This is a genomic window from Gluconobacter sp. P1D12_c (genome assembly GCF_018812105.1).
GTDB classification, from domain to species: Bacteria; Pseudomonadota; Alphaproteobacteria; order Acetobacterales; family Acetobacteraceae; genus Gluconobacter; species Gluconobacter oxydans_A.
Genome location: NZ_JACSIQ010000004.1, coordinates 240,512 through 259,962 on the forward strand (window position 1 = coordinate 240,512; position 19,451 = coordinate 259,962).

At 56.7% G+C, this 19,451-nt stretch carries 17 protein-coding genes and 3 tRNA genes; 14 read left to right on the plus strand and 6 right to left on the minus strand.

Translation table 11 applies throughout. The annotated features are described in order from the left end of the window. Positions 1 to 14 precede the first annotated feature (14 nt). From murC to KP705_RS06605, 13 genes are all read left to right on the plus strand, one after another. The gene (gene murC, locus KP705_RS06545) at positions 15 to 1,451 is read left to right on the plus strand and encodes a UDP-N-acetylmuramate--L-alanine ligase (RefSeq protein ID WP_046901369.1); all 1,437 of its coding nucleotides are present in this window, start codon (positions 15 to 17) and stop codon (positions 1,449 to 1,451) included. After that, on the plus strand, positions 1,448 to 2,362 hold the full coding sequence (murB, locus tag KP705_RS06550; RefSeq protein WP_215764198.1) for a UDP-N-acetylmuramate dehydrogenase: 915 nt from the start codon (positions 1,448 to 1,450) through the stop codon (positions 2,360 to 2,362). Before murC ends, murB begins: the two co-directional genes overlap by 4 nt. Beyond that, positions 2,359 to 3,270: a D-alanine--D-alanine ligase gene (locus KP705_RS06555; protein ID WP_215764199.1), complete on the plus strand. Its 912-nt coding sequence runs from the start codon at positions 2,359 to 2,361 to the stop codon at positions 3,268 to 3,270. The genes murB and KP705_RS06555 overlap by 4 nt, the downstream gene beginning before the upstream one ends. Further along, positions 3,270 to 4,214: a cell division protein FtsQ/DivIB gene (locus tag KP705_RS06560; RefSeq protein WP_211516637.1), complete on the plus strand. Its 945-nt coding sequence runs from the start codon at positions 3,270 to 3,272 to the stop codon at positions 4,212 to 4,214. Before KP705_RS06555 ends, KP705_RS06560 begins: the two co-directional genes overlap by 1 nt. Beyond that, complete coding sequence (ftsA, locus tag KP705_RS06565; RefSeq protein WP_215764200.1) at positions 4,211 to 5,608, plus strand: cell division protein FtsA; 1,398 nt, start codon at positions 4,211 to 4,213, stop codon at positions 5,606 to 5,608. Before KP705_RS06560 ends, ftsA begins: the two co-directional genes overlap by 4 nt. 58 nt (positions 5,609 to 5,666) lie before the next feature. Further along, entirely contained in the window at positions 5,667 to 7,211 is a 1,545-nt protein-coding gene (gene ftsZ, locus KP705_RS06570; protein ID WP_064273095.1) for a cell division protein FtsZ, read from the plus strand. A gap of 135 nt (positions 7,212 to 7,346) precedes the next feature. Continuing rightward, positions 7,347 to 8,384, plus strand: coding sequence for a UDP-3-O-acyl-N-acetylglucosamine deacetylase (gene lpxC / locus KP705_RS06575; RefSeq protein ID WP_215764201.1), 1,038 nt, complete (start codon positions 7,347 to 7,349; stop codon positions 8,382 to 8,384). A gap of 68 nt (positions 8,385 to 8,452) precedes the next feature. Beyond that, positions 8,453 to 9,346, plus strand: a complete 894-nt coding sequence (locus KP705_RS06580; RefSeq protein WP_046901363.1) for an outer membrane protein assembly factor BamD — start codon at positions 8,453 to 8,455, stop codon at positions 9,344 to 9,346. 45 nt (positions 9,347 to 9,391) lie between these two features. Continuing rightward, positions 9,392 to 11,110, plus strand: a complete 1,719-nt coding sequence (gene recN, locus KP705_RS06585) for a DNA repair protein RecN (protein WP_046901362.1) — start codon at positions 9,392 to 9,394, stop codon at positions 11,108 to 11,110. After that, positions 11,107 to 13,143, plus strand: a complete 2,037-nt coding sequence (gene ligA / locus KP705_RS06590) for an NAD-dependent DNA ligase LigA (protein ID WP_215764202.1) — start codon at positions 11,107 to 11,109, stop codon at positions 13,141 to 13,143. The genes recN and ligA overlap by 4 nt, the downstream gene beginning before the upstream one ends. An 86-nt stretch (positions 13,144 to 13,229) precedes the next feature. After that, positions 13,230 to 14,573, plus strand: a complete 1,344-nt coding sequence (locus tag KP705_RS06595; RefSeq protein ID WP_046902044.1) for a hemolysin family protein — start codon at positions 13,230 to 13,232, stop codon at positions 14,571 to 14,573. Positions 14,574 to 14,668: 95 nt separating this feature from the next. Continuing rightward, positions 14,669 to 15,229 (plus strand): isochorismatase family protein, encoded by a 561-nt coding sequence (locus KP705_RS06600; protein ID WP_046901360.1) that lies wholly within the window; start codon positions 14,669 to 14,671, stop codon positions 15,227 to 15,229. A gap of 28 nt (positions 15,230 to 15,257) precedes the next feature. Then, complete coding sequence (locus KP705_RS06605; protein ID WP_046901359.1) at positions 15,258 to 15,668, plus strand: Ivy family c-type lysozyme inhibitor; 411 nt, start codon at positions 15,258 to 15,260, stop codon at positions 15,666 to 15,668. A gap of 44 nt (positions 15,669 to 15,712) precedes the next feature. On the opposite strand, the gene KP705_RS06610 is transcribed toward KP705_RS06605, so the two are convergent. The 3 genes from KP705_RS06610 to gpt all read right to left on the minus strand — a co-directional run bounded on the left by KP705_RS06610 (position 15,713) and on the right by gpt (position 16,452). Then, a tRNA-Arg gene (locus KP705_RS06610) sits at positions 15,713 to 15,789 on the minus strand. A 20-nt stretch (positions 15,790 to 15,809) separates the two neighbouring features. Beyond that, a tRNA-Pro gene (locus KP705_RS06615) sits at positions 15,810 to 15,886 on the minus strand. Between the two features lie 50 nt (positions 15,887 to 15,936). Then, positions 15,937 to 16,452: a xanthine phosphoribosyltransferase gene (gene gpt / locus KP705_RS06620; protein ID WP_046901358.1), complete on the minus strand. Its 516-nt coding sequence runs from the start codon at positions 16,450 to 16,452 to the stop codon at positions 15,937 to 15,939. 61 nt (positions 16,453 to 16,513) lie between these two features. Here gpt and KP705_RS06625 point away from each other — a divergent pair, with 61 nt between their 5' ends. Next, positions 16,514 to 17,740, plus strand: coding sequence for an MFS transporter (locus tag KP705_RS06625; RefSeq protein WP_046901357.1), 1,227 nt, complete (start codon positions 16,514 to 16,516; stop codon positions 17,738 to 17,740). Positions 17,741 to 17,870: 130 nt separating this feature from the next. On the opposite strand, the gene KP705_RS06630 is transcribed toward KP705_RS06625, so the two are convergent. The 3 genes from KP705_RS06630 to KP705_RS06640 all read right to left on the minus strand — a co-directional run bounded on the left by KP705_RS06630 (position 17,871) and on the right by KP705_RS06640 (position 19,450). After that, a tRNA-Asn gene (locus KP705_RS06630) sits at positions 17,871 to 17,946 on the minus strand. A gap of 108 nt (positions 17,947 to 18,054) precedes the next feature. After that, complete coding sequence (gene rnhA / locus KP705_RS06635) at positions 18,055 to 18,507, minus strand: ribonuclease HI (RefSeq protein ID WP_046901356.1); 453 nt, start codon at positions 18,505 to 18,507, stop codon at positions 18,055 to 18,057. Further along, a complete protein-coding gene (locus tag KP705_RS06640) occupies positions 18,500 to 19,450 on the minus strand; it encodes a homoserine kinase (protein ID WP_046901355.1) in 951 nt (316 codons plus the stop codon). Before KP705_RS06640 ends, rnhA begins: the two co-directional genes overlap by 8 nt. Between the last annotated feature and the right edge of the window lies 1 nt (position 19,451).

A 19,451-nucleotide genomic window follows, 5' to 3' on the forward strand; every position in this document is an offset into this window, starting at 1 on the left:
AGAGTACCTGCCCCATGCGCGCCCTGCCCCTGAACATCGGAACCATTCATTTCGTCGGTATCGGCGGTATCGGAATGTCCGGCATTGCAGAAGTCCTGCACATGCTGGGCTACCGGGTTCAGGGTTCAGATATTGCGGAAAGCTCGAATGTTCAGCGTCTGCGACACGCTGGCATCCAGATCCACATCGGACATGATGCCTCCAATCTGGGTGACGCCCAGGTTGTCGTGACCTCTACAGCCGTCAAGAAAGACAACCCTGAGGTTGTTGCGGCGCGGGCAAAGCTGATCCCGGTCGTTCGTCGTGCGGAAATGCTGGCAGAACTGATGCGTCTGCGCTGGTCTGTCGCGATTGGCGGCACACACGGTAAGACCACGACGACAAGCCTCGTGGCGTGTGTTCTGGAGCATGCGAAGCTGGACCCGACCGTCATCAATGGCGGCATCATCGAGGCATACGGCACCAACACCCGTATGGGCTCCGGTGACTGGATGGTTGTTGAGGCCGATGAAAGCGACGGATCATTCCTCCGCCTTCCAGCGGTCATTGCGGTCATCACGAACATGGACCCCGAGCATCTGGATCACTGGGGTACTGAAGAAGCCATGCAGGCGGGCTATGACCAGTTCGTCTCCAACATTCCGTTTTATGGCTTTGCGGTGCTTTGCGTAGATCACCCGCAGGTTCAGCAGATGATCCCGCGCCTGTCCGATCACCGCATCATCACTTACGGTTTCAGCCCGCAAGCCGATGTTCGCGCTGAGAAGGTCGTGATGGACAAGCGTGGCGCAACATTCGAGGTTGTGGTCACGAACCGCGCCCGCAACCGGACGCGTCGCGCCGGTCCGTTCCGCCTGCCAATGCTGGGCCATCATAACGTTCTTAACTCTCTGGCAGCCATTGCAGTGGCGCTGGAAATGGAAATCAGTGATTCCGTCATCGCCTCGGGCCTGGCGTCCTTCAAGGGCGTAAAGCGTCGTTTCACGCGGACGGGTGAATTCAATGGCGTGTCGATCATTGATGATTATGGTCATCATCCGGTCGAGATTGCGGCTGTCCTGAAAGCTGCCCGTCAGGCAGGCGCAAAGAACGTCATCGCCGTGGTGCAGCCGCATCGCTATTCCCGCCTGAAAGGCCTGTTCGGCGAATTCTGCACCTGCATGAACGATGCTGACACCGTTATCGTGGCTGACGTGTATGCAGCTGGTGAAAGCCCGATTGAAGGCGCAGATCGTGATGCTCTGGTCGAAGGCCTGCGGGATCGTGGACATCGGTCTGTCGTGCCATTGCCCTCACCTGAACTTCTTCCTGAGATGGTGAACGCAATTGCAAAGCCCGGCGACTACGTCGTCTGCCTCGGTGCTGGCACAATTACCCAGTGGGCACAGACCCTTCCGCAAGAACTGGAAGCTCTGAACACCAAGAGCCCGGCGCCGGAAAGCGCTGTATGAGCGACAACTTTCCAGTTCAGGGCCTTCGCGGACGTCTGACGGCCAATGCACCGCTGGGAGCCCGCGCCTGGTTCCGCACTGGCGGCCCCGCTGACTGGTTGTTCGTGCCAGAAGACGAAGATGATCTGGCTGACCTGCTGCGGAACCGCCCCGTCGACATGCCCCTGACAGTTCTGGGCGCATGTTCAAATGTCATCATCCGCGATGGTGGCATTGAAGGCGTGGTGGTCCGGCTGGCCCGTGGTTTCTCGGACATTGAAGTCCAGACTGACGGCCTGGTAGTGGGCGCCGCAGCTCTGGATGTTACGGTGGCCGAGCACAGTGCCGCGGCAGGACTGGCTGGACTGGAATTTCTTGTCGGCATTCCCGGGTCCATCGGCGGCGCTGTACGCATGAATGCTGGCGCTTATGGTGCGGACATCAATGCCGTTCTCGATTGGGCGGATATTCTCACGTCAGACGGCGAGTTGCGTCGCCTCACCTGTGAAGAACTGGGCTTTGCGTACCGTCATTCGGACTTGCCGGAAGGCGCTATTGTCATCCGGGCCAGACTGCGGGGCACACCAGACGCGCCAGATGCCATTCGGGAACGCCTTGCAGAAATTCGTGCCTCTCGCGAAGCGTCCCAGCCTGTTCGTGCCCGCACTGGTGGCTCAACGTTTCGTAACCCAGAGGGTCACAAAGCCTGGGCGCTGATTGATGAAGCAGGTTGCCGTGGCCTGACGCTTGGTGGCGCTCAGGTCAGTGAGAAGCATTGCAACTTCCTGCTGAACATTGGTGATGCCAATAGCGAACAGCTTGAAACGCTTGGGGAAACTGTTCGCAAGAAAGTTCTGGACCACAGCGGAATTGACCTGCACTGGGAGATCAGACGCATTGGTCGTCGTGACGTAGGAGAGAAGACAGTATGAAGGTCGCAGTTTTATATGGCGGTACGTCCAGCGAGCGACCTGTCAGCCTTGTCAGTGGCAATGCAGCCATCTCTGCCCTGCGCGAGAAAGGGCATGAGGTAACGCCAGTCGATGTCGGCGCCGATATTGCTGTCACCATTCAGGCTTTGAAATCGGCCGCCCCTGAAGTGGTCTTCAATGCATTGCATGGCCCCAAAGGCGAAGATGGCGCCATTCAGGGTGTTCTGGAATGGATGGGACTTCCTTACACACACTCCGGCATCCGCGCCTCTGCTGTCGCAATGGACAAGGGAGCAACCCGCATGCTGCTCGCGGCTGCGGGGCTTCCCATTGCTGAAGGCCGTGTCATCACGCCCGAAGAACTGGCGGAAGCAGACCCGCTGCCCGTTCCCTACGTTGTGAAGCCCGTTGCGGAAGGATCGTCGGTGGGCGTTGAAATCATCCGCCAGGGTGACAACCGTCGTGCCGAAATCGCAAAAAACTGGCGCTTCGGCAAAGAAGCTCTTGTTGAAGCCTTCGTGCCGGGCCGTGAGTTGACTGCGGGCGTGATGGGTGATCGCGCTCTGGCCGTAACCGACATTCTGCCTGCCGAAACGGCTGCATTCTACGATTTCGAAGCAAAGTACAAAGCTGGTGGCTCCAGGCACGTCGTTCCGGCAGAACTGCCAGAAAGCGTGACGGAGCGTGCACTGGATTATGCTCTGCGCGCTCATCAGATTCTGGGATGTTCTGGCGCCAGCAGAACGGATTTCCGCTACGATGACGAGACGGATACTTTGATCGTCCTCGAGGTTAACACGCAGCCCGGCATGACCCCGACCTCACTGCTGCCGGAACAGGCTGCGCATTGCGGCATTTCGTACCCGGATCTTTGTGACTGGCTGGTTCAGGAGGCACTGACCCGCTGATGCGCAGGGACTCCCGCCCTCAGGAACCCGATTTCCGACGTGACCCGGCTTTCCGCCCGGCGCCGATGCCGCCTTACGAAGACCGGCCGTCACGGACGAAACTGTTCCTGCGCCGTCAACGGAAACTGATTCGCCCCGGAATCGTGTTCCTTGTCGTGGTTGGACTGGGAGGAGTAGGAGCGCGGCTCCTGTATGACGCAGCGTCGGAGGAGCGTTTTGCTCCCCTGAGAGCCAAACTTGTTGCCATGGAGCCACTGCCTATTCGGCACGTCATCATCAATGGTCGCGGCATGACCAGCGAGGCATCAATTTACGAAGCTCTGGGAACAAGTACTGGCCACCCAATTTTCGGTTTTTCTGTTGAAGCCGCACGCCAGCGCATTGATGAACTTCCCTTCGTGGATCATGCGACCGTCGAGCGGCGGATGCCGGATACAATCATCATTAACCTGACCGAACGTACACCCATTGCCGTCTGGCAAACACATGGGCATTTTTCGCTTATTAATCAGGCCGGCGAAGAAGTTCCCGATCAGGGCATGACAGGCAAGAATGCTCAGGCGTTTCTTCAGCTACCGCTTGTCGTTGGCGATGGTGCCAATACTGCTGCGTCCGTCGTCATTGACGCTTTAGCTAAACAGCCGGATGTCAAATCTCGTGTGACTGCTCTCATTCGTGTGGGAAACAGGCGCTGGAATGTGACCCTGAAAGACGGGACAACTGTCATGCTCCCCGAAGGCGAAGAGGCCGCAGCGTTTGCACGTCTCGCGCAATACCAGACAAGCATGAACCTGCTGGATCGGCCTGTCGTCTCGATTGACATGCGCCTTCCAGATCGCATGGTCATTCATCAGACACCTGCGCCCACACCTCCTCCTGACGCAGCCAAAACAGACACACCAGCCCCTCCTTCTGACAGCAGCCAGACGACACAGCAGCCATGACCGATCTTACACCAACGTCCGATCTTCCGGCCTTTCGCCGCCGGGGTGGTCTGCGGGGCCGGTCCCTGATCCCTGTGGGTGGCGAACGCGAAGTTGCGCTGAACCGCGCATCACGTGAAATCCTGCCGCTGCCTCCGGAAGAGACATCCAAACCTCGCGTCTGGCGCAATGGTGTTTTCGGTGCGCTGGATATCGGCACGACGAAAATGACCTGCCTTATTGGCAAGGGTGAGCCGGATGGTTCCATTCAGGTTCTGGGGTATGGCTGGCGGCGCTCCCACGGCATTCGATCTGGATCGATCGTCGATATTCGTGAAGCCGAAGCTGCCATTCGCGCCACCGTTGGTCAGGCAGAGGAAGCCGCAGAGCGACGCATGGACTCACTGGTCGTCAATCTGTCCTGCGGTCATCCCCGAAGCCGACTGATCGATGCCCATATGCCCATCGGTGGCCGTGAAGTGACGGATGGAGATGTTCAGCGCCTGATCGCGGACGGTCAGGCTCGTGCATGGTCAGAAGGTCGGGACGTCATCCATACCCTTCCCATCGGGTATGTCGTTGACTCCATGCCTGGCATTGCTGATCCGCGTGGCCATCAGTGTGAACAGCTGGCGACGAAACTGCACGTTGTTGACATGAACTCCAGTGCTCTTCGCACGCTGGATACCGTTCTTCAGCATTCAGAGCTCAAACTCGACGGATTGGTTTCCAGCCCCTTTGCCTCTGGCGTTGCCGTACTGGCTGACGAAGAACGTGATTTAGGCGTTACCGTCGTGGAAATGGGAGGCGGAACCACCTCTCTCGCAGTTTTCTGTGAAGGCCGACTGATCCATACGGCACAAATTCCTGTCGGCGGCCTTCATGTTACCCGTGATATTGCAGGCGTTCTTTCGACATCTCTGGAAACTGCAGAGCGCCTGAAAACCATGTATGGTGCGGCACAGCTCGGGTCCGACGATCAACGCGAAATCCTCTCCGTGCCCCTCATTGGAGAAGGCCGGGACCGTTTGGCCCGTATTCCACGCTCGAAAGTGATCTCCGTTATTCAGCCTCGCGTTGAAGAGACACTTGAACTTGTGCGCCATGCTCTGGACAATGCAGGTCTGGGGCGTCTCGCCAACGGGCGTGTTGTTCTGACAGGCGGAGCTTCCCTGATGGAAGGCATCGTGCCTGTCGCAACACGCATTCTTGCCCGGCCGGTTCGCATGGGCAAACCGCTGAACGTTCATGGCCTGCCGGAGACTGCTGCAGCTTCGGCCGGTTTTTCCACCGCTGCGGGGCTTCTGGCCTGGGCAGCGGGCGCAGATCGGGACTTTGGGGACATTTCAACCCCGGAACCTCGATCTGGCAGCCTTCTGAAACGTCTCGTGGGGTTCATCCGCGACCGTGGATGAGCTACACAGAAAATAACGCCCTTTTTTCCGTTGCTTCCTCGCAGTTCCGGACCTGATCATGACTTTGAACCTTACCCCGACCCCGAACTCTCACGTTGAACTGGCCCCGCGCATTACCGTCGTCGGTGTTGGTGGTGGTGGCACGAATGCCGTCAACAACATGATCGATTCGGAGCTCAAGGGCGTCGAGTTCGTTGTTGCCAACACGGATGCGCAGCAGCTCGCCCACTCCAAGGCTGAACGCCGCGTCCAGCTTGGCCCCCATCTGACACGCGGTCTCGGCGCAGGCGCCAAGCCGGAAATCGGCCGCGAAGCTGCTGAAGAAGCTGCACAGGAAATCGAGCGTCAGCTCGAAGGGGCGAATCTGGTCTTCATCACAGCCGGTATGGGCGGTGGTACGGGTACGGGTGCGGCACCAGTTATCGCGCGCATGGCCCGTGAACGTGGGGTTCTGACAGTTGGTGTGGTGTCGAAGCCCTTCAACTTTGAAGGTCGCCGTCGCACGCTGGCTGCTGAATCCGGTATCGCCGAGCTTCAAAAGCACGTCGACACCCTGATTGTTATTCCGAACCAGAACCTGTTCAATTCCGCAAACCAGAACACGACGTTCCGTGAAGCCTTTAAAATGGCTGATAACGTCCTGAACATGGGTGTTCGCGGCATTACGGACCTGATGGTCTCCCCGGGCCTCATCAATCTCGACTTTGCGGACGTGAAGGCCGTGATGGAAGAGATGGGCAAGGCCATGATGGGCACCGGTGAAGCCACCACGGAAGACGACGGTGAAGATCGCGCCGTTGCCGCTGCCGAGCGCGCCATTTCCAACCCACTGCTTGAAGATGCGTCCATGGCTGGCGCCCGCGGCCTGCTGATCAACATCACAGGTGGTGAAGATCTGACGCTTTACGAAGTGAACGCAGCTGCCGACCGTATTCGTGAAGAAGTTGCCGAAGAAGCCAACATCATCTTTGGTGCTTTGATCGATGAAAACATGAACGGACGTATTCGCGTGTCCGTTGTGGCAACGGGCATCGACACCCAGTCCAGAAATGATCCGGGCAACACAGAAACAACTCCTGCGTCGCCTCCTCAGCAGGCCCCAGCTGCCTCGGCCCCACGTGATACATCTGCTCAAAGCCGCCAGGCACCCCAGACGTTTCAGCCGGGATCAACCTACGCAGGTGGGCCGCCACGCCCGAACTTCAACCTTGACCCGAACGCGTCACAGCAGCCTGCATCGCCCCCACCGGCAGCAGAAAGCCCGGTTGCACCACCGCCACATGCGGCCCCTCAGCAGCCGCACGTCACAGCCCCGCAGGACGATGCAGCACCTCGCTCCCCGCGCGCTGGCCTGTTTTCCGAGCCGCCACGTGCACCAGCTCCAGAAGCCCCACGCAGCATTTTCGGCCTTATGACAGGCGCTTTCCGGAGCCGTCCGGCTCCGCAGCAAGCAGCCCCGCAAGCACCGCGCACGGAACAGAACAGCCGTGACGCATATCAGCAGACGGATCATCATAACCCCACCGACCAGCGCCATAACCAAGCGCAGTCTGACGGTAGCGATGATTCCACGCTCGATATTCCCACCTATCTCCGTCGCTGAATAAGCGAACTGCTTTCCTGCAAAATCTTGCGCATCGCAGGAAAGCAGTCAGGTAATATCCGGCAACAATCATTGAATGGCACTCCGGCGATGACTGGGTTTTATTATAAGCCAGTCTAAATCGTCGGGGGATTCATGCAGGTTACGCCAGCGCATCATGGAAAGTCGGTTCCAGCAGATCGAAAGGTCCGCCCGCTACTTTCCAGCGCGTCTGACAGCACGCAGACGCCTCTTTTCTCTGAGCGTCCCGATTTGAAGAACCTGCAGACCACCCTTGATTCTCCTATATCCTGCCGAGGCATCGCCCTTCACAGTGGGCTTGATGTCGATCTGGAGATTTCTCCAGCCGCAGCGGATACTGGTATTCGTTTCCAGCGGAGCGATTACCCTGGCTCTCCCTCGTTTCCTGCGCTCTATGACCGGATTATCGACACCAAACTCTCGACTGTTGTCGCGTGCAAAGACGATCCTTCTTTGCGTGTAGCGACCATTGAGCATTTGATGGCGGCACTTAACGCCTTGGAAATCGATAACGCGCTCATTTCGGTTAGTGGACCGGAACTACCGGTTCTGGATGGTTCGGCAGATGCGTTTGCTTTTCTGCTACGATGCGCAGGAAAGAAAACGCTAGATACGCCACGAAAAATTATTGAAATTCTTCGAAACGTTAGAGTTGAGGGCGACAACGGTGCTTTTGCCGAGCTACGCCCGGCTCAACGCGGTCTTTCTCTTGCAATTTCGTTAAATTTTGATGCTGAAGCCATTGGGTGTCAGCGCTATGCCATGCAGCTAGATCCAGCTCGTTTCCTGGAAGAAGTGTCTTTCTGCCGTACTTTTGTGAACCGCAAAGACATTGAGTATCTTCAAAGTATCGGCCTCGCCCGTGGCGGATCTCTCGACAATGCTGTTGTAGTGGACGGCAAGACCATCCTTAATCCAGCTGGCTTGAAAATCGAACGGGAATTTGCCCGGCATAAGCTTCTGGATGCTATCGGTGATCTCTATTGCTGTGGTTATCGCCTGAAAGCGGGATTTATCGGCCATAAGTCTGGTCACAAGATCAATAACGAGCTTCTGCGCAGCGTTTTTTCAGATCAGAAAAACTGGCGTTTTGAAGCAGAGACCCCTACCGTTTCGGCACGCGGCCATCGTCGCACACGCGTCGCAGCCTAAGGTTAAATGGCGGGTCTTTCGTCCCCGCATTCCCGTGATATAAGACGGGCTTCACGGGAAGAGCAGGTATGGCAAGCAGCACTCAGCATCATTTCGAAGTGTCCTGGAACGGACGGGGTCTTGTTCTGAAGGCTGCGGCCGTAAGCGGTTTGCTGCTTCTGTCAGGCTGTTCATTGCTTTCTCACAAGCATGAAAAGCCAGTCATTCCAAAGGCTGCTGACGCAGAGACGCTGTATAATTACGGTATCGATGCTCTTCATTCCGGCCGATATGAACTGGCGGGCGGCGAATTCGAGCTGCTTCAGCAGAACTATCCGTACTCGGGTTTCACCGGAAATGCCGAGCTGATGGAAGGCTATGCCTACTACCTCCAAGGTGAGTATGCGCTTTCGGTTCAGCAGCTTGAGCGTTATCTTCAGCTCCACCCGACCAGCCCTGATGCGGCCTATGCCTTCTATCTGCGCGCGCTTTGCTATTACGAGCAGATCGCTGACGTGCAGCGTGACCAGCAGGGAACGGTTGAAGCCCTTGATGCGCTGGAAGAGGTTATTACTCGCTTCCCACAGACAGCTTACGCACGTGATGCCCAGCTGAAGATCGATCTCTGCCGTGATCATCTTGCAGGCAAGGAAATGCTGGTTGGCCGCTGGTATCAGCAGCAGCGCAACTATGAAGCCGCAATGACGCGTTATCAGCGTGTCGTGCAGGATTTCCAGACCACGAACCACGTGGCTGAAGCGCTGGAGCGTCTTGTGGAAGTCTATTTGGCTCTCGGTCTCAAGGATCAGGCCAGACAGACGGCATCCGTACTGGGCTACAACTATCCAGACAGTCAGTGGTACCGCTATGCCTACGCAAATCTGCGGGATAACAAGCTGCTGTCCAGTGAGTTCAAGCAGCCGACCAAGACGTCCAGCAAGCCGCGTGGATTCTTTTCCCGCGCCTGGCATAGCGTATTCTGATGTGAGGCGTTTGAAACACGCCTCACTACACACAACATTCCCGTCATGCTGACCCATCTCTCGATCCGTGACGTCGTTCTGATCGAAAAGCTCGATCTGACCCTGGCCGCAGGTCTCACCGTTCTGACGGGCGAGACCGGTGCTGGTAAATCCATCCTGCTCGATAGCCTTGGCCTTGCCCTCGGAGACCGTGCCAATGCTGGACTGATCCGCTCCGGGGCAGCTCAAGCCAGTGTGGCTGCCATCTTTGAAGTTCCGTCCGGGCATCCTGTTTTCACTCTTTTGAGCGAACAGGGAATCGCACTGGAAGAAGCTTCGGAGCCTCTGGTGCTGCGCCGCATCGTCACGCCTGATGGACGCTCGCGCGCTTATGTCTCGGATCAGCCGGTTGGAATTAGTCTACTGCGGCGTATCGCGTCTCAACTCGTGGAAATCCAGGGCCAGCACGAGCAGATGGGCCTCGCCGATCAGAGCACTCACCTGAATTTGCTGGATGCATTCGGCGTCAAACGGGACCTTCTGGCGCGAACTGCCGCAACATTTCATCAATGGGCCAATGCTCGTACAGCCCTCGCAAAAGCACGCTCCGAAATGGATGCGGCTGCGCGCGAGGAAGAGTGGCTGCGTGCAACTGTTGATGACCTCTCGACTTTGGCTCCTCAGGAAGGCGAAGAAGAGTCGCTTGCCGCGCTACGTGTCAGTCTTCAGCAAGACGAACGGCGCGGAGAGGCTGTTGCCGCAGCTCTTTCTGAACTGACGCCGCGTGACCGACGCTCATCAAACCCTTCCGCAGCTTTGCGGTCTGCCAGCAGGGCATTGGTTCGGTTGCTCCCTTCTTCTGCAGAAACTGAAGGCAGCACCTCCACTCATCAGGCGCAGGCTCAGGAAGCTTTGGATGCGCTGGAAAAAGCCGAGGAAGCGTTAGCAGAAGCAGAAATGCTGCTAACGCGTCTTGCTGCCGATACGGAGAGCGATCCGCGACTGCTGGAAGAGACAGAAGAGCGTCTTTTCTCCCTGCGGGCCGAAGCCAGAAAACATAACGTCTCGGTCGCTGAACTGCCATCCTTTCTGGCGTCCCTGAAGAGCCGTCTGGCTGCGCTGGATTCGGGGAATGCCGAACTGTCACAGCTTGAAGTCGCTCTGACAGAAGCGCGGCTGGCCTATGAAGAAGCCGCGAAAGCTCTGTCCAAGGCGCGCGAACACTCTGCTCAAAAACTTGAGCAGGCCGTCAGCCGCGAGTTGAAGCCGGTCAAGCTTGAACGTGCCCGTTTCATTGTCTCTCTGCTCCCGCTCGCACCCGAACAATGGAACAGCCGCGGCATGGAGCAATCCTCTTTTCTTATCGCAGCAAACCCCGGTCAGGCGCCCGGTCCCTTGGCCAAAGTGGCCTCTGGCGGTGAGCTATCGCGTCTGATGCTGGCGCTGAAGGTTGTGCTGGCACAGCGCTCTGACGTTGGAACACTGGTTTTTGACGAGGTGGATTCTGGCGTTGGCGGCGCAACCGCATCATCAATCGGCGACCGGCTGCACAAGGTCGCACAGGACGTACAGGTCCTGGTCGTAACGCACAGCCCGCAGGTTGCCGCGCGAGGTGACCATCACCTGCGCATTGCCAAGCGCATCCGCAACGAGCGCACTGAAACACTTGCAGAGCCTCTTTCCCGTGAAGCCCGCCGCGAAGAAATTGCCCGGATGCTTGCGGGTGACGTCATTACTGATGCGGCACGCGGCGCCGCAGATAGCCTTCTGGAACAGACCGCATGAATTCTGCCGATCGTCACGCCGAACTTGAGACCCTGCTCGCCCGATGGGACGAGGCCTATCACGGCAAGGACGACCCGGAGGTTTCTGACGCAGAATATGATGCTGCCCGGCGTGAGCTTCTGGAACTGGAAGACGCCAACCCTGAGCTTCGTCGTGAGGGAGGAGCGAGCGATCGCGTAGGCGCCCTACCCGATTCGGCTTTTGGAAAGCACCGTCACCTTGTTCCGATGCTGTCTCTGGATAACGTCTTTGGGGCAGACGGATTTGAAGGATTTGTTTCCCGCGCCGGTCGCTTTCTGGGACTGGATGACGACGGCATTCAGGCTCTTCAATTTGTCGCCGAACCCAAAATTGACGGCCTCTCTATTAACCTGACGTATGAAAATCGAAAATTCGTCCGGGGCGTCACGCGCGGAAACGGTATTGAGGGTGAAGACGTCACGGCTAATCTGCTGACGCTTAAGGATATTCCGCACACTCTCCCTGATGATGCGCCAGATCTCGTAGAAATCCGCGGTGAAGTTTTTCTCTCAAAGAAAAACTTCCTGACCCTGAATGAGCAACAGGCAGAGCGCGGAATTAAACCGTTCGCCAATCCGCGAAATGCCGCAGCAGGATCTCTTCGGCAGCTAGACCCGGAAATCACACGCAGCCGGCCCTTGTCCCTGTTCGCCTACGCTCAGGGTTACGCATCGTCCGCTATAAGCGAAACCCATTCAGGATATCTTGAAGCCCTGACACGCTGGGGCTTCACGGTTAATCCCCTGTCCCAACTGATCGAACATGCCCGGGATATCCCCGCGTATGTGGACAGGCTTGCTCGCGATCGCTCCGGCCTCGATTATGATATTGATGGCATTGTCTTCAAACTGAACGATATTGCCCTTCAGAACCGGCTAGGGTTTGCAGGTCGCGCACCACGCTGGGCCATCGCCTGGAAGTTCCCGGCTGAACAGGCCATCACCCGGCTGCTGCGGATTGAAATTCAGGTCGGACGAACTGGCGCCTTGACCCCTGTAGCTCATCTGGAGCCCGTCAATGTTGGTGGCGTGATTGTCTCACGCGCAACCCTGCACAACGAAGACGAAATCGCCCGTAAGGACGTTCGTGATGGCGATCTGGTTCGCCTTCAACGTGCCGGAGACGTCATTCCACAAATTTTGGGCGTTGTGGAAAGCGATGAGCCACGCAGCCCGCGATATGTCTTCCCTGATCATTGCCCGGTCTGCGGATCACTGGCTGAGCGTGTTCATGGAGAAGCAGTGCGCCGCTGTACGGGCGGACTGACCTGTGAGGCACAAGTCGTGGAACGCCTCATCCACATGGTGTCACGAGGCGCGTTCGACATTGATGGCCTCGGAGACCGCAGCATCCGAGAATTTCATGCTGCGGGCTACGTCCTGCGCCCAGGTGATATTTTTCGCCTGAGTGCACATCAGGATGAACTTCAAAAACGGGACGGTTGGGGAGAACTCTCGGTCAGGAATCTCCTTCAGGCAATTGATGAGCGACGGACCATATCTCTGGCGAGGCTCATTTTCGGTCTTGGAATTCGCCGGATTGGGGAGCGTAACGCCCAGCTTCTTGCGCGGCATTACGGCACCTTTGAAGCCTGGCGCGACGCAATGGTAGCCGCGAATGCGGGCAGTGAAGAGCGGGAAGCGTTAGATTCCATCATGGGCGTCGGTGGTGCAATTGCAGACGAACTGGTCGCATTCTTTTCAGAAGCCCACAACGTCGAAACTCTTGATGATCTGCGGCAGCAACTTCACACAATTGAAGCAGAAGAAGCACCGTCCGAAGGCCACCTCTCGGGCAAAACTATCGTCTTCACTGGCACCCTGACCACAATGACCCGCCCTGAAGCAAAAGCGATCGCAGAGCGTCTTGGAGCACAGGTAACCGATAGTGTTTCCAAAAAGACGTCTCTGGTTGTGCTGGGAGAAAAAGCCGGATCAAAAGCAAAGAAGGCTGCTGATCTGGGGCTTGAAACTGTTGATGAAGCCGGTTGGAGAACATTGGCAGGGATTTGACAGTTTTAAGACATTGAGGACCTGCATGGCTGCCACCCGAAGATAATTGGCGTGTTCTGGTGTCTTCGGAGTATGATGCCGCCTGCATGCAAGTTTCTTCTTACACCCAGCACATGATTGTTCTTCTCCTGCTGGGCCTTCTCGCGACCGTCGTCCTGATCGCGGTCTCCATCCTGATCTCTCTTTCAGAGATTTCCTTCGCCGCAGCTCGTGACGTCAGGCTTCGCTCGAAAGCAGAAGCTGGCGACCCACGAGCTGTTGCCTTTCTGAAGCTCCGTCGCAACAGCGGGCAGGTCATTACCGTCCTGCAGATCTGCCTGAATGCCGTTGGCGTTCTTGGCGGTATCATCAGCGAATCGATGTTGAGCGAGCCCATCGCAGACGGCTTCCAGCTCATGGGCTTTTCGCCGTCTCTTTCGGCCAAGGGCGGCTCTGCCTGCTCCTTCATTCTTATTACGGGACTTTTCGTCCTGTTCGCGGATCTGCTTCCCAAGCGGATTGCAATGAATGCACCGGATCGGATCGCTCTTAAGGTTGGGTGGTTCCCTGCCTTGGCGCTGAAGGTTCTGTATCCTGCGGTCTGGGTCTTTTCGCGCGTATCGGATGTGCTTCTGCGCGTTATGAAAATCCCAGCCGCGGCCACTGTCGAACCCGTAACGCCTGAAGATCTGCGCGCTATTCTCGCCGCAGGCACAGCCTCTGGTATCCTGCTGGAGCAGGAGCATCAGATGATTCAGAATGTTCTGGGCCTTCAGGACCGCTCCGTAACGTCTGCCATGACCCCGCGTGATGAGATCGTCTTTCTGGACGTTCAGGAGACACCGGAGAGCCAGCGGGATAAGGTTCGCGTGCGTCCCTACTCCCGCTATCCCCTTTGCGATGGCGGACTGGATCGCGTGATCGGGTCTATTCGCGCAGAAGACGTTCTGGTTGCTGTTGTGGATGAGCCGCAATCCAAGGAGAGCCTGACGCCCGTCGCCAGTCAGATCTTCAAGATGCGCCGGGATGTTTTGTCCCTGCCTGACACGCTGAACCTGTGGGAAACTCTCGCACAGTTTGATGCTCATTCCGCAGGCTTTGCACTGATCGTGAATGAATATGGCCTAGTCGTGGGCCTTATCACCTACAAGGACATCATGGGCGCCCTGATGGATGGTCTGGTCAGCCCATTTGAGGAACAGGCCATTGTCCGCCGCGATGCCAACTCCTGGCTCATCGATGGGGCAGCACCAATCGGTGACGTTATTCGCGAATTGGATATCCCAATTTTCGACGATGCCCAGAATTTCGATACTGTTGGTGGCTTCGTCATGAATCGGCTGCGTCGCATGGCCCGAAAGGCCGATAGCGTCGAATCTTCAGGCTTCCGATTCGAAGTTGTGGACGTTGAAGGCTTCCGGATTAACCAGCTTCTGGTGACACGCCTCTAACAGGAAACCTTTCTTCGAAGCATGGAGGCTGATTAAGATCGCACAATGCGTTCTGCAGGACATGGTGCCTGCCTCAGCCTCGGAAGATTGCTCCTTTGCCTGATTTTCAGCACTCAGCTCTGATTATCGTCGACGTCCAGAATGATTTTTTGCCTCATGGAGCCTTAGCTGTTCCGAGAGGTGATGAAATCATTGCCCAGGTTAATGCCCAGACCCATCTTGGCTTTGGGGCTGTAATTGCCACTCAGGACTGGCATCCCGCAAATCACTGCTCTTTCGCGCCACAAGGCGGACCTTGGCCCGAACATTGTGTTGCAGCGTCGTCAGGTGCTGATTTTCCAAAATCTCTCGATCTTAGCCCGATCAGCCATATCATTCACAAAGGAATGGCGCAGAATCGGGATAGCTATTCAGCGTTCTTCGACAACGACCATGTCACCTCTACGGGCCTGAATGCGCTCCTCATCGGCCTTTCGATCAACCATGTTGTGATCTGTGGCCTAGCGCTTGATTTCTGTGTCGCGGCAACTGCTGAGGACGCCATGCGCTGTGGCTTCAGGACAGACATCGCGCTTGAGGCCTGCCGTGGCATCAACGCGGACCAAAGCGCCCTCCTCCAGAAACTGAGGAGCAACGGAATCACTTTGTCTGACTGAACGTGCTCGGCTGGAGAGGACACTACATATGAAACTGAAATTATTCGTAGCGATGTTACCCCTTATCGCACTCTCCACCTCACTTGCGTCTGCAGAAGTCCCAACGACACAGGAGCTCCTGAACCGTTCGGGCTTCAAGGAGGCCTATAAAAGCATGATCACGTTGCCGGCCTGGGTCGTATCAGGACAGGGCACATCAACGCCTGTGGAATATTTTTCCCAAGGTGGAAAACGCTATGCACTGGGTCACATGTGCAAGCCCCACGACTGTGCGGCGCAGCAGCTCGAAATCGTCATGGCAAACGACCATTCAGGTGCATGGGGGCTTTTGTCGATCAAGGCTAACAGCGCCTTGAAGCAGACTCTTCTCGGATCACCAGAACCAGCAATGGAAAAGGTTCTTCGGGATGCCTATAGCAAGAATAATCCTGCCAACTAATTTTTTGAAAATTGCTAGGCGCGCGGCGCTGCTGTTAAGCAGGCTGGCGCGCCCTGCTGGATTCGAACCAGCGACCCACAGCTTAGAAGGCTGTTGCTCTATCCAACTGAGCTAAGGGCGCAGTAAAGAAACCTTAAAGACTGGTCGGGGCGCCCGGACTCGAACCGGGGGCCTCCTGTACCCAAAACAGGCGCGCTACCAGGCTGCGCCACGCCCCGAACCGAGGCGGAACTTAGGTGGTATAAGTTCCGGACGCAATAGGGTTTTTTCAATCTTTTTCATTTCTTACGAGCGGAGGCACAAAAAGTGGTGCCGTATCCCACGGAAACAGCACCCAGGTGTCCTGAGCGACTTCCGTGACATAGTGGTCGGTCAGCGGTTTTCCGTCCGGCTTGGCATACAGGCAGGCAAAAACAGCCTTGGGCAGCATTTCCCGCACGAACTGGGCCGTAATGCCGGAATCAACCAGATCATCGACGATCAGGAAGCCTTCACCGTCACCGGCAGCGGTTGGCGCTTTCACAACTTTTGGCTGATGCTGCGTGCCTTCCTCACCAGCGTAGCTAATGACAGAAACGCTTTCGATCAGGCGGCAGCCCATTTCACGGCCTAGAATAGCTGCAGGGATCAGGCCACCACGCGTAATCGCCACGATACCGCGGAACGGACCGTGCTTTTCCATGAGCGTCGCAGCAAGAGTACGGGCATCACGATGGAGCTGGTCCCAGGTGACGGTTGCGTACGTTACGGGTTTGGGTATGGATGTAGCATTCATGTCTCTCATCTGCCTTCCGGCTCGGAATTTTGCAATAAACTTGCACGCCGGAAGTGACTAATGTGCCTGAATGATTGAACCAGCATTACGGGCCCTTCCCGGCCTCGGCCCACTGATTATCAGCCGAATCTGTTCCCAGCTTTCTGCGACGACGCTGACAATTGCCATCGGCTGGCAGATGTATGCCCTGACCCATAGCGTTTCATCGCTAGGCTATCTGGGCCTTGCACAGTTTCTACCGATGGTTCCCCTGACATTCATCTCCGGACACGTCGCGGACCGTTTTAATCGTCGTAGCGTGGTGCTGATCTGCCAGATTCTGGAAGTGCTCAGCACTGGCGCCCTTGCTGCCATCGCGGCTATGCATTGCCTGACCCCGGCCTATGTGTACGCTTTTGCAGCGTTCTACGGCACGCTCCGCAGCTTCGAAATGCCGTGCCAGCAGGCGTTTCTTCCAGCAATCGTCCCCCCTCAGCTTTTGCCTAGAGCACAGGCCCTGATGTCCTCGCTGTTCATGACGGCATCCATTGTGGGACCCAGCCTGGGCGGCCTTCTCTACGGGCTCGGCTCAGTCATCTGCTACAGCCTTGCAACGCTTGGATTCGCATTGGCGTTTCTAGGAACGCTGGCTCTGAAATTGCGCCATAAGGTCGCATCAAAAGAACCTGTGACGTTCGCCTCTGTATTTGCGGGCCTTGGTTTTCTGAACAGACGTCGCGACCTTCTTGGTGCAATTTCCCTGGATCTTTTTGCCGTTCTTCTTGGCGGCGCCACTGCCATGCTCCCCGTCTATGCGGATAGCGTTCTCCATGTGGGACCAATAGGGCTAGGCTTTCTGCGCGCAGCCCCCGCCCTCGGAGCGCTCTTTACATCAGCCTGGCTGTCCCGCCATCCACTTGGGGGCCGCGCTGGAATTACGATGTTTGTTTCCGTGATCGTTTTTGGAATCGCGACCATCGTGTTCGGCGCTTCGCACATCACATGGATTTCAGTCGCCGCCCTGATGGTTCTAGGAGCAGCAGACGTCATCAGTGTTGTCGTCCGGTCTTCACTCATTCAACTGGCGACACCAGACGCCATGCGCGGCAGAGTCTCTGCTGTAAATTCGCTGTTCATCGGCTCCAGCAACCAGCTGGGCGAATTTGAGAGCGGAATGCTGGGAACAGCCATCGGGCCAGAAGCAGCTGTTATCGCAGGCGGCGTAGGAACAATTCTTGTCGCGGCAACGTGGATTCGTCTCTTTCCCAGCCTGTGGGCACTGGATCGCCTGGAAGACGTCAGACCAGAAGAACTCTGAGCAAATACCACGAACTCATCACCGGAGCGGCATCAAGCGTCCGGTGATGGTCAATCAGTACAGTAGATATGAAAAAAGCCCCGTAAGGGGCTTTTCACTGTACCGAACCAATTCTTTCAAGAAGAAAGAGTGGCTCCCGAAGTAGGACTCGAACCTACGACCCAGCGATTAACAGTCGCTTGCTCTACCAACTGAGCTATTCGGGACCGGTGAGGAGGTATTTAGTCCAACCGCCGGGGTCGGTAAAGCCCCTTTTTTCATATTTCTGCATTTTTCTGAACTTTCTTCAGTAACCCGCAGAAAACATGAATTTTTCAGAGCTCTTCCCGTCCCCGGGTGGCCAATACATCCACACGTTCATTGTTCACATCACCAGAATGCCCCCTCACCCAGAGCCATTCGATTTCATGAGGTTTGGCCGCATCGAGAATGCGCTGCCACAGATCCATGTTGGCAACGGGATCACCAGCTGAATTACGCCAGTTCCGCCGTACCCAGCCACTGTGCCACCGCGTGATACCGTTCCGAAGGTATTCACTGTCTGTATGCAACGTGACCCGACACGGCCGCTTCAGAGCTTCCAGAGCTTCAGCCGCAGCCGTCAGTTCCATGCGGTTATTGGTCGTCTCCGGATGGCCGCCCCATAGCTCCTTCTCCTTGCCCTTAAAGCAAAGCAGTGCTCCCCAACCCCCTGGGCCGGGATTGGGTTTGCATCCACCATCCGTCCAGATCTCCACCGGAAGCTGATCCGCGCTCGCATCAGACATGGGCGACACCTGAGAAATGTCGGAGACGCCCCAGATAGGCCAGTGGATCCTTGCGGGTCACCAGTGCATCAGCCGGGGTATTGATCCAGTCGTAGAGGCGCGTCAGCAGAAACCGGGTTGAAGCCCCCTGACACAGAACTGGCAAAGCTTCCTTTTCAGCCACCTCTAAATTGCGGACGCTTTCGTAACCTTCGATCATGGCGTTAGCGAAAGCGGGTTCGAAAACCTTCTCATCGCGAAAACACCAGGCGTTCAGACAGATCGCCAGATCGTAAGCAAACAGATCCGTGCAGGCGAAATAGAAATCGATCAGCCCAGAGACCTGATCGCCCTGAAAGAAGACATTATCGGGAAAGAGGTCTGCATGAATCTGCCCACGAGGCAAACTGCCCGCAGCAGGCCAAGACTTTTCAATCCGTGACAGCGCCTCAGACAGTTCCTGCGTGAGACCCGGCAGCAGGTCATCGCCACTGCCCTGACAGCTCTCAAGGAGTGGGCGCCAGGCTTCCACAGACAGCCCATTAGGGCGTTCCGCTGTGTAGTCCTGCCCTAGCTGATGGAACGTCGCGAGGACCTGTCCCAGTGCATGACAGGCAGATGCTGTAATCTGAGGGACGGCTTGACCCGGAAGGAACGTGGTGATCGCCGCAGGCCGGTCTGCCAATACCCTGAGAGCGATCCCGTCTTTTGCCTGTACGGGTTGCGGGCAGTTCATGCCCTTACCCGACAGATGCTGCATCAGCCCCAGAAACCATGGAAGATCAGACGCTTTGACCCGCCGCTCAAAGAGCGTGAGGATGAACTTCCCTTCCGTGGTCTGGAGAAGGAAGTTGCTGTTTTCGACGCCTTCGGCAATGCCCTGGAAAGAAACCAGGGCACCGATGTCATATGTGCCAAGAAACGCTTCAAGCGCCTCGGCCGCCAGTTCAGTATAGACGGCCATG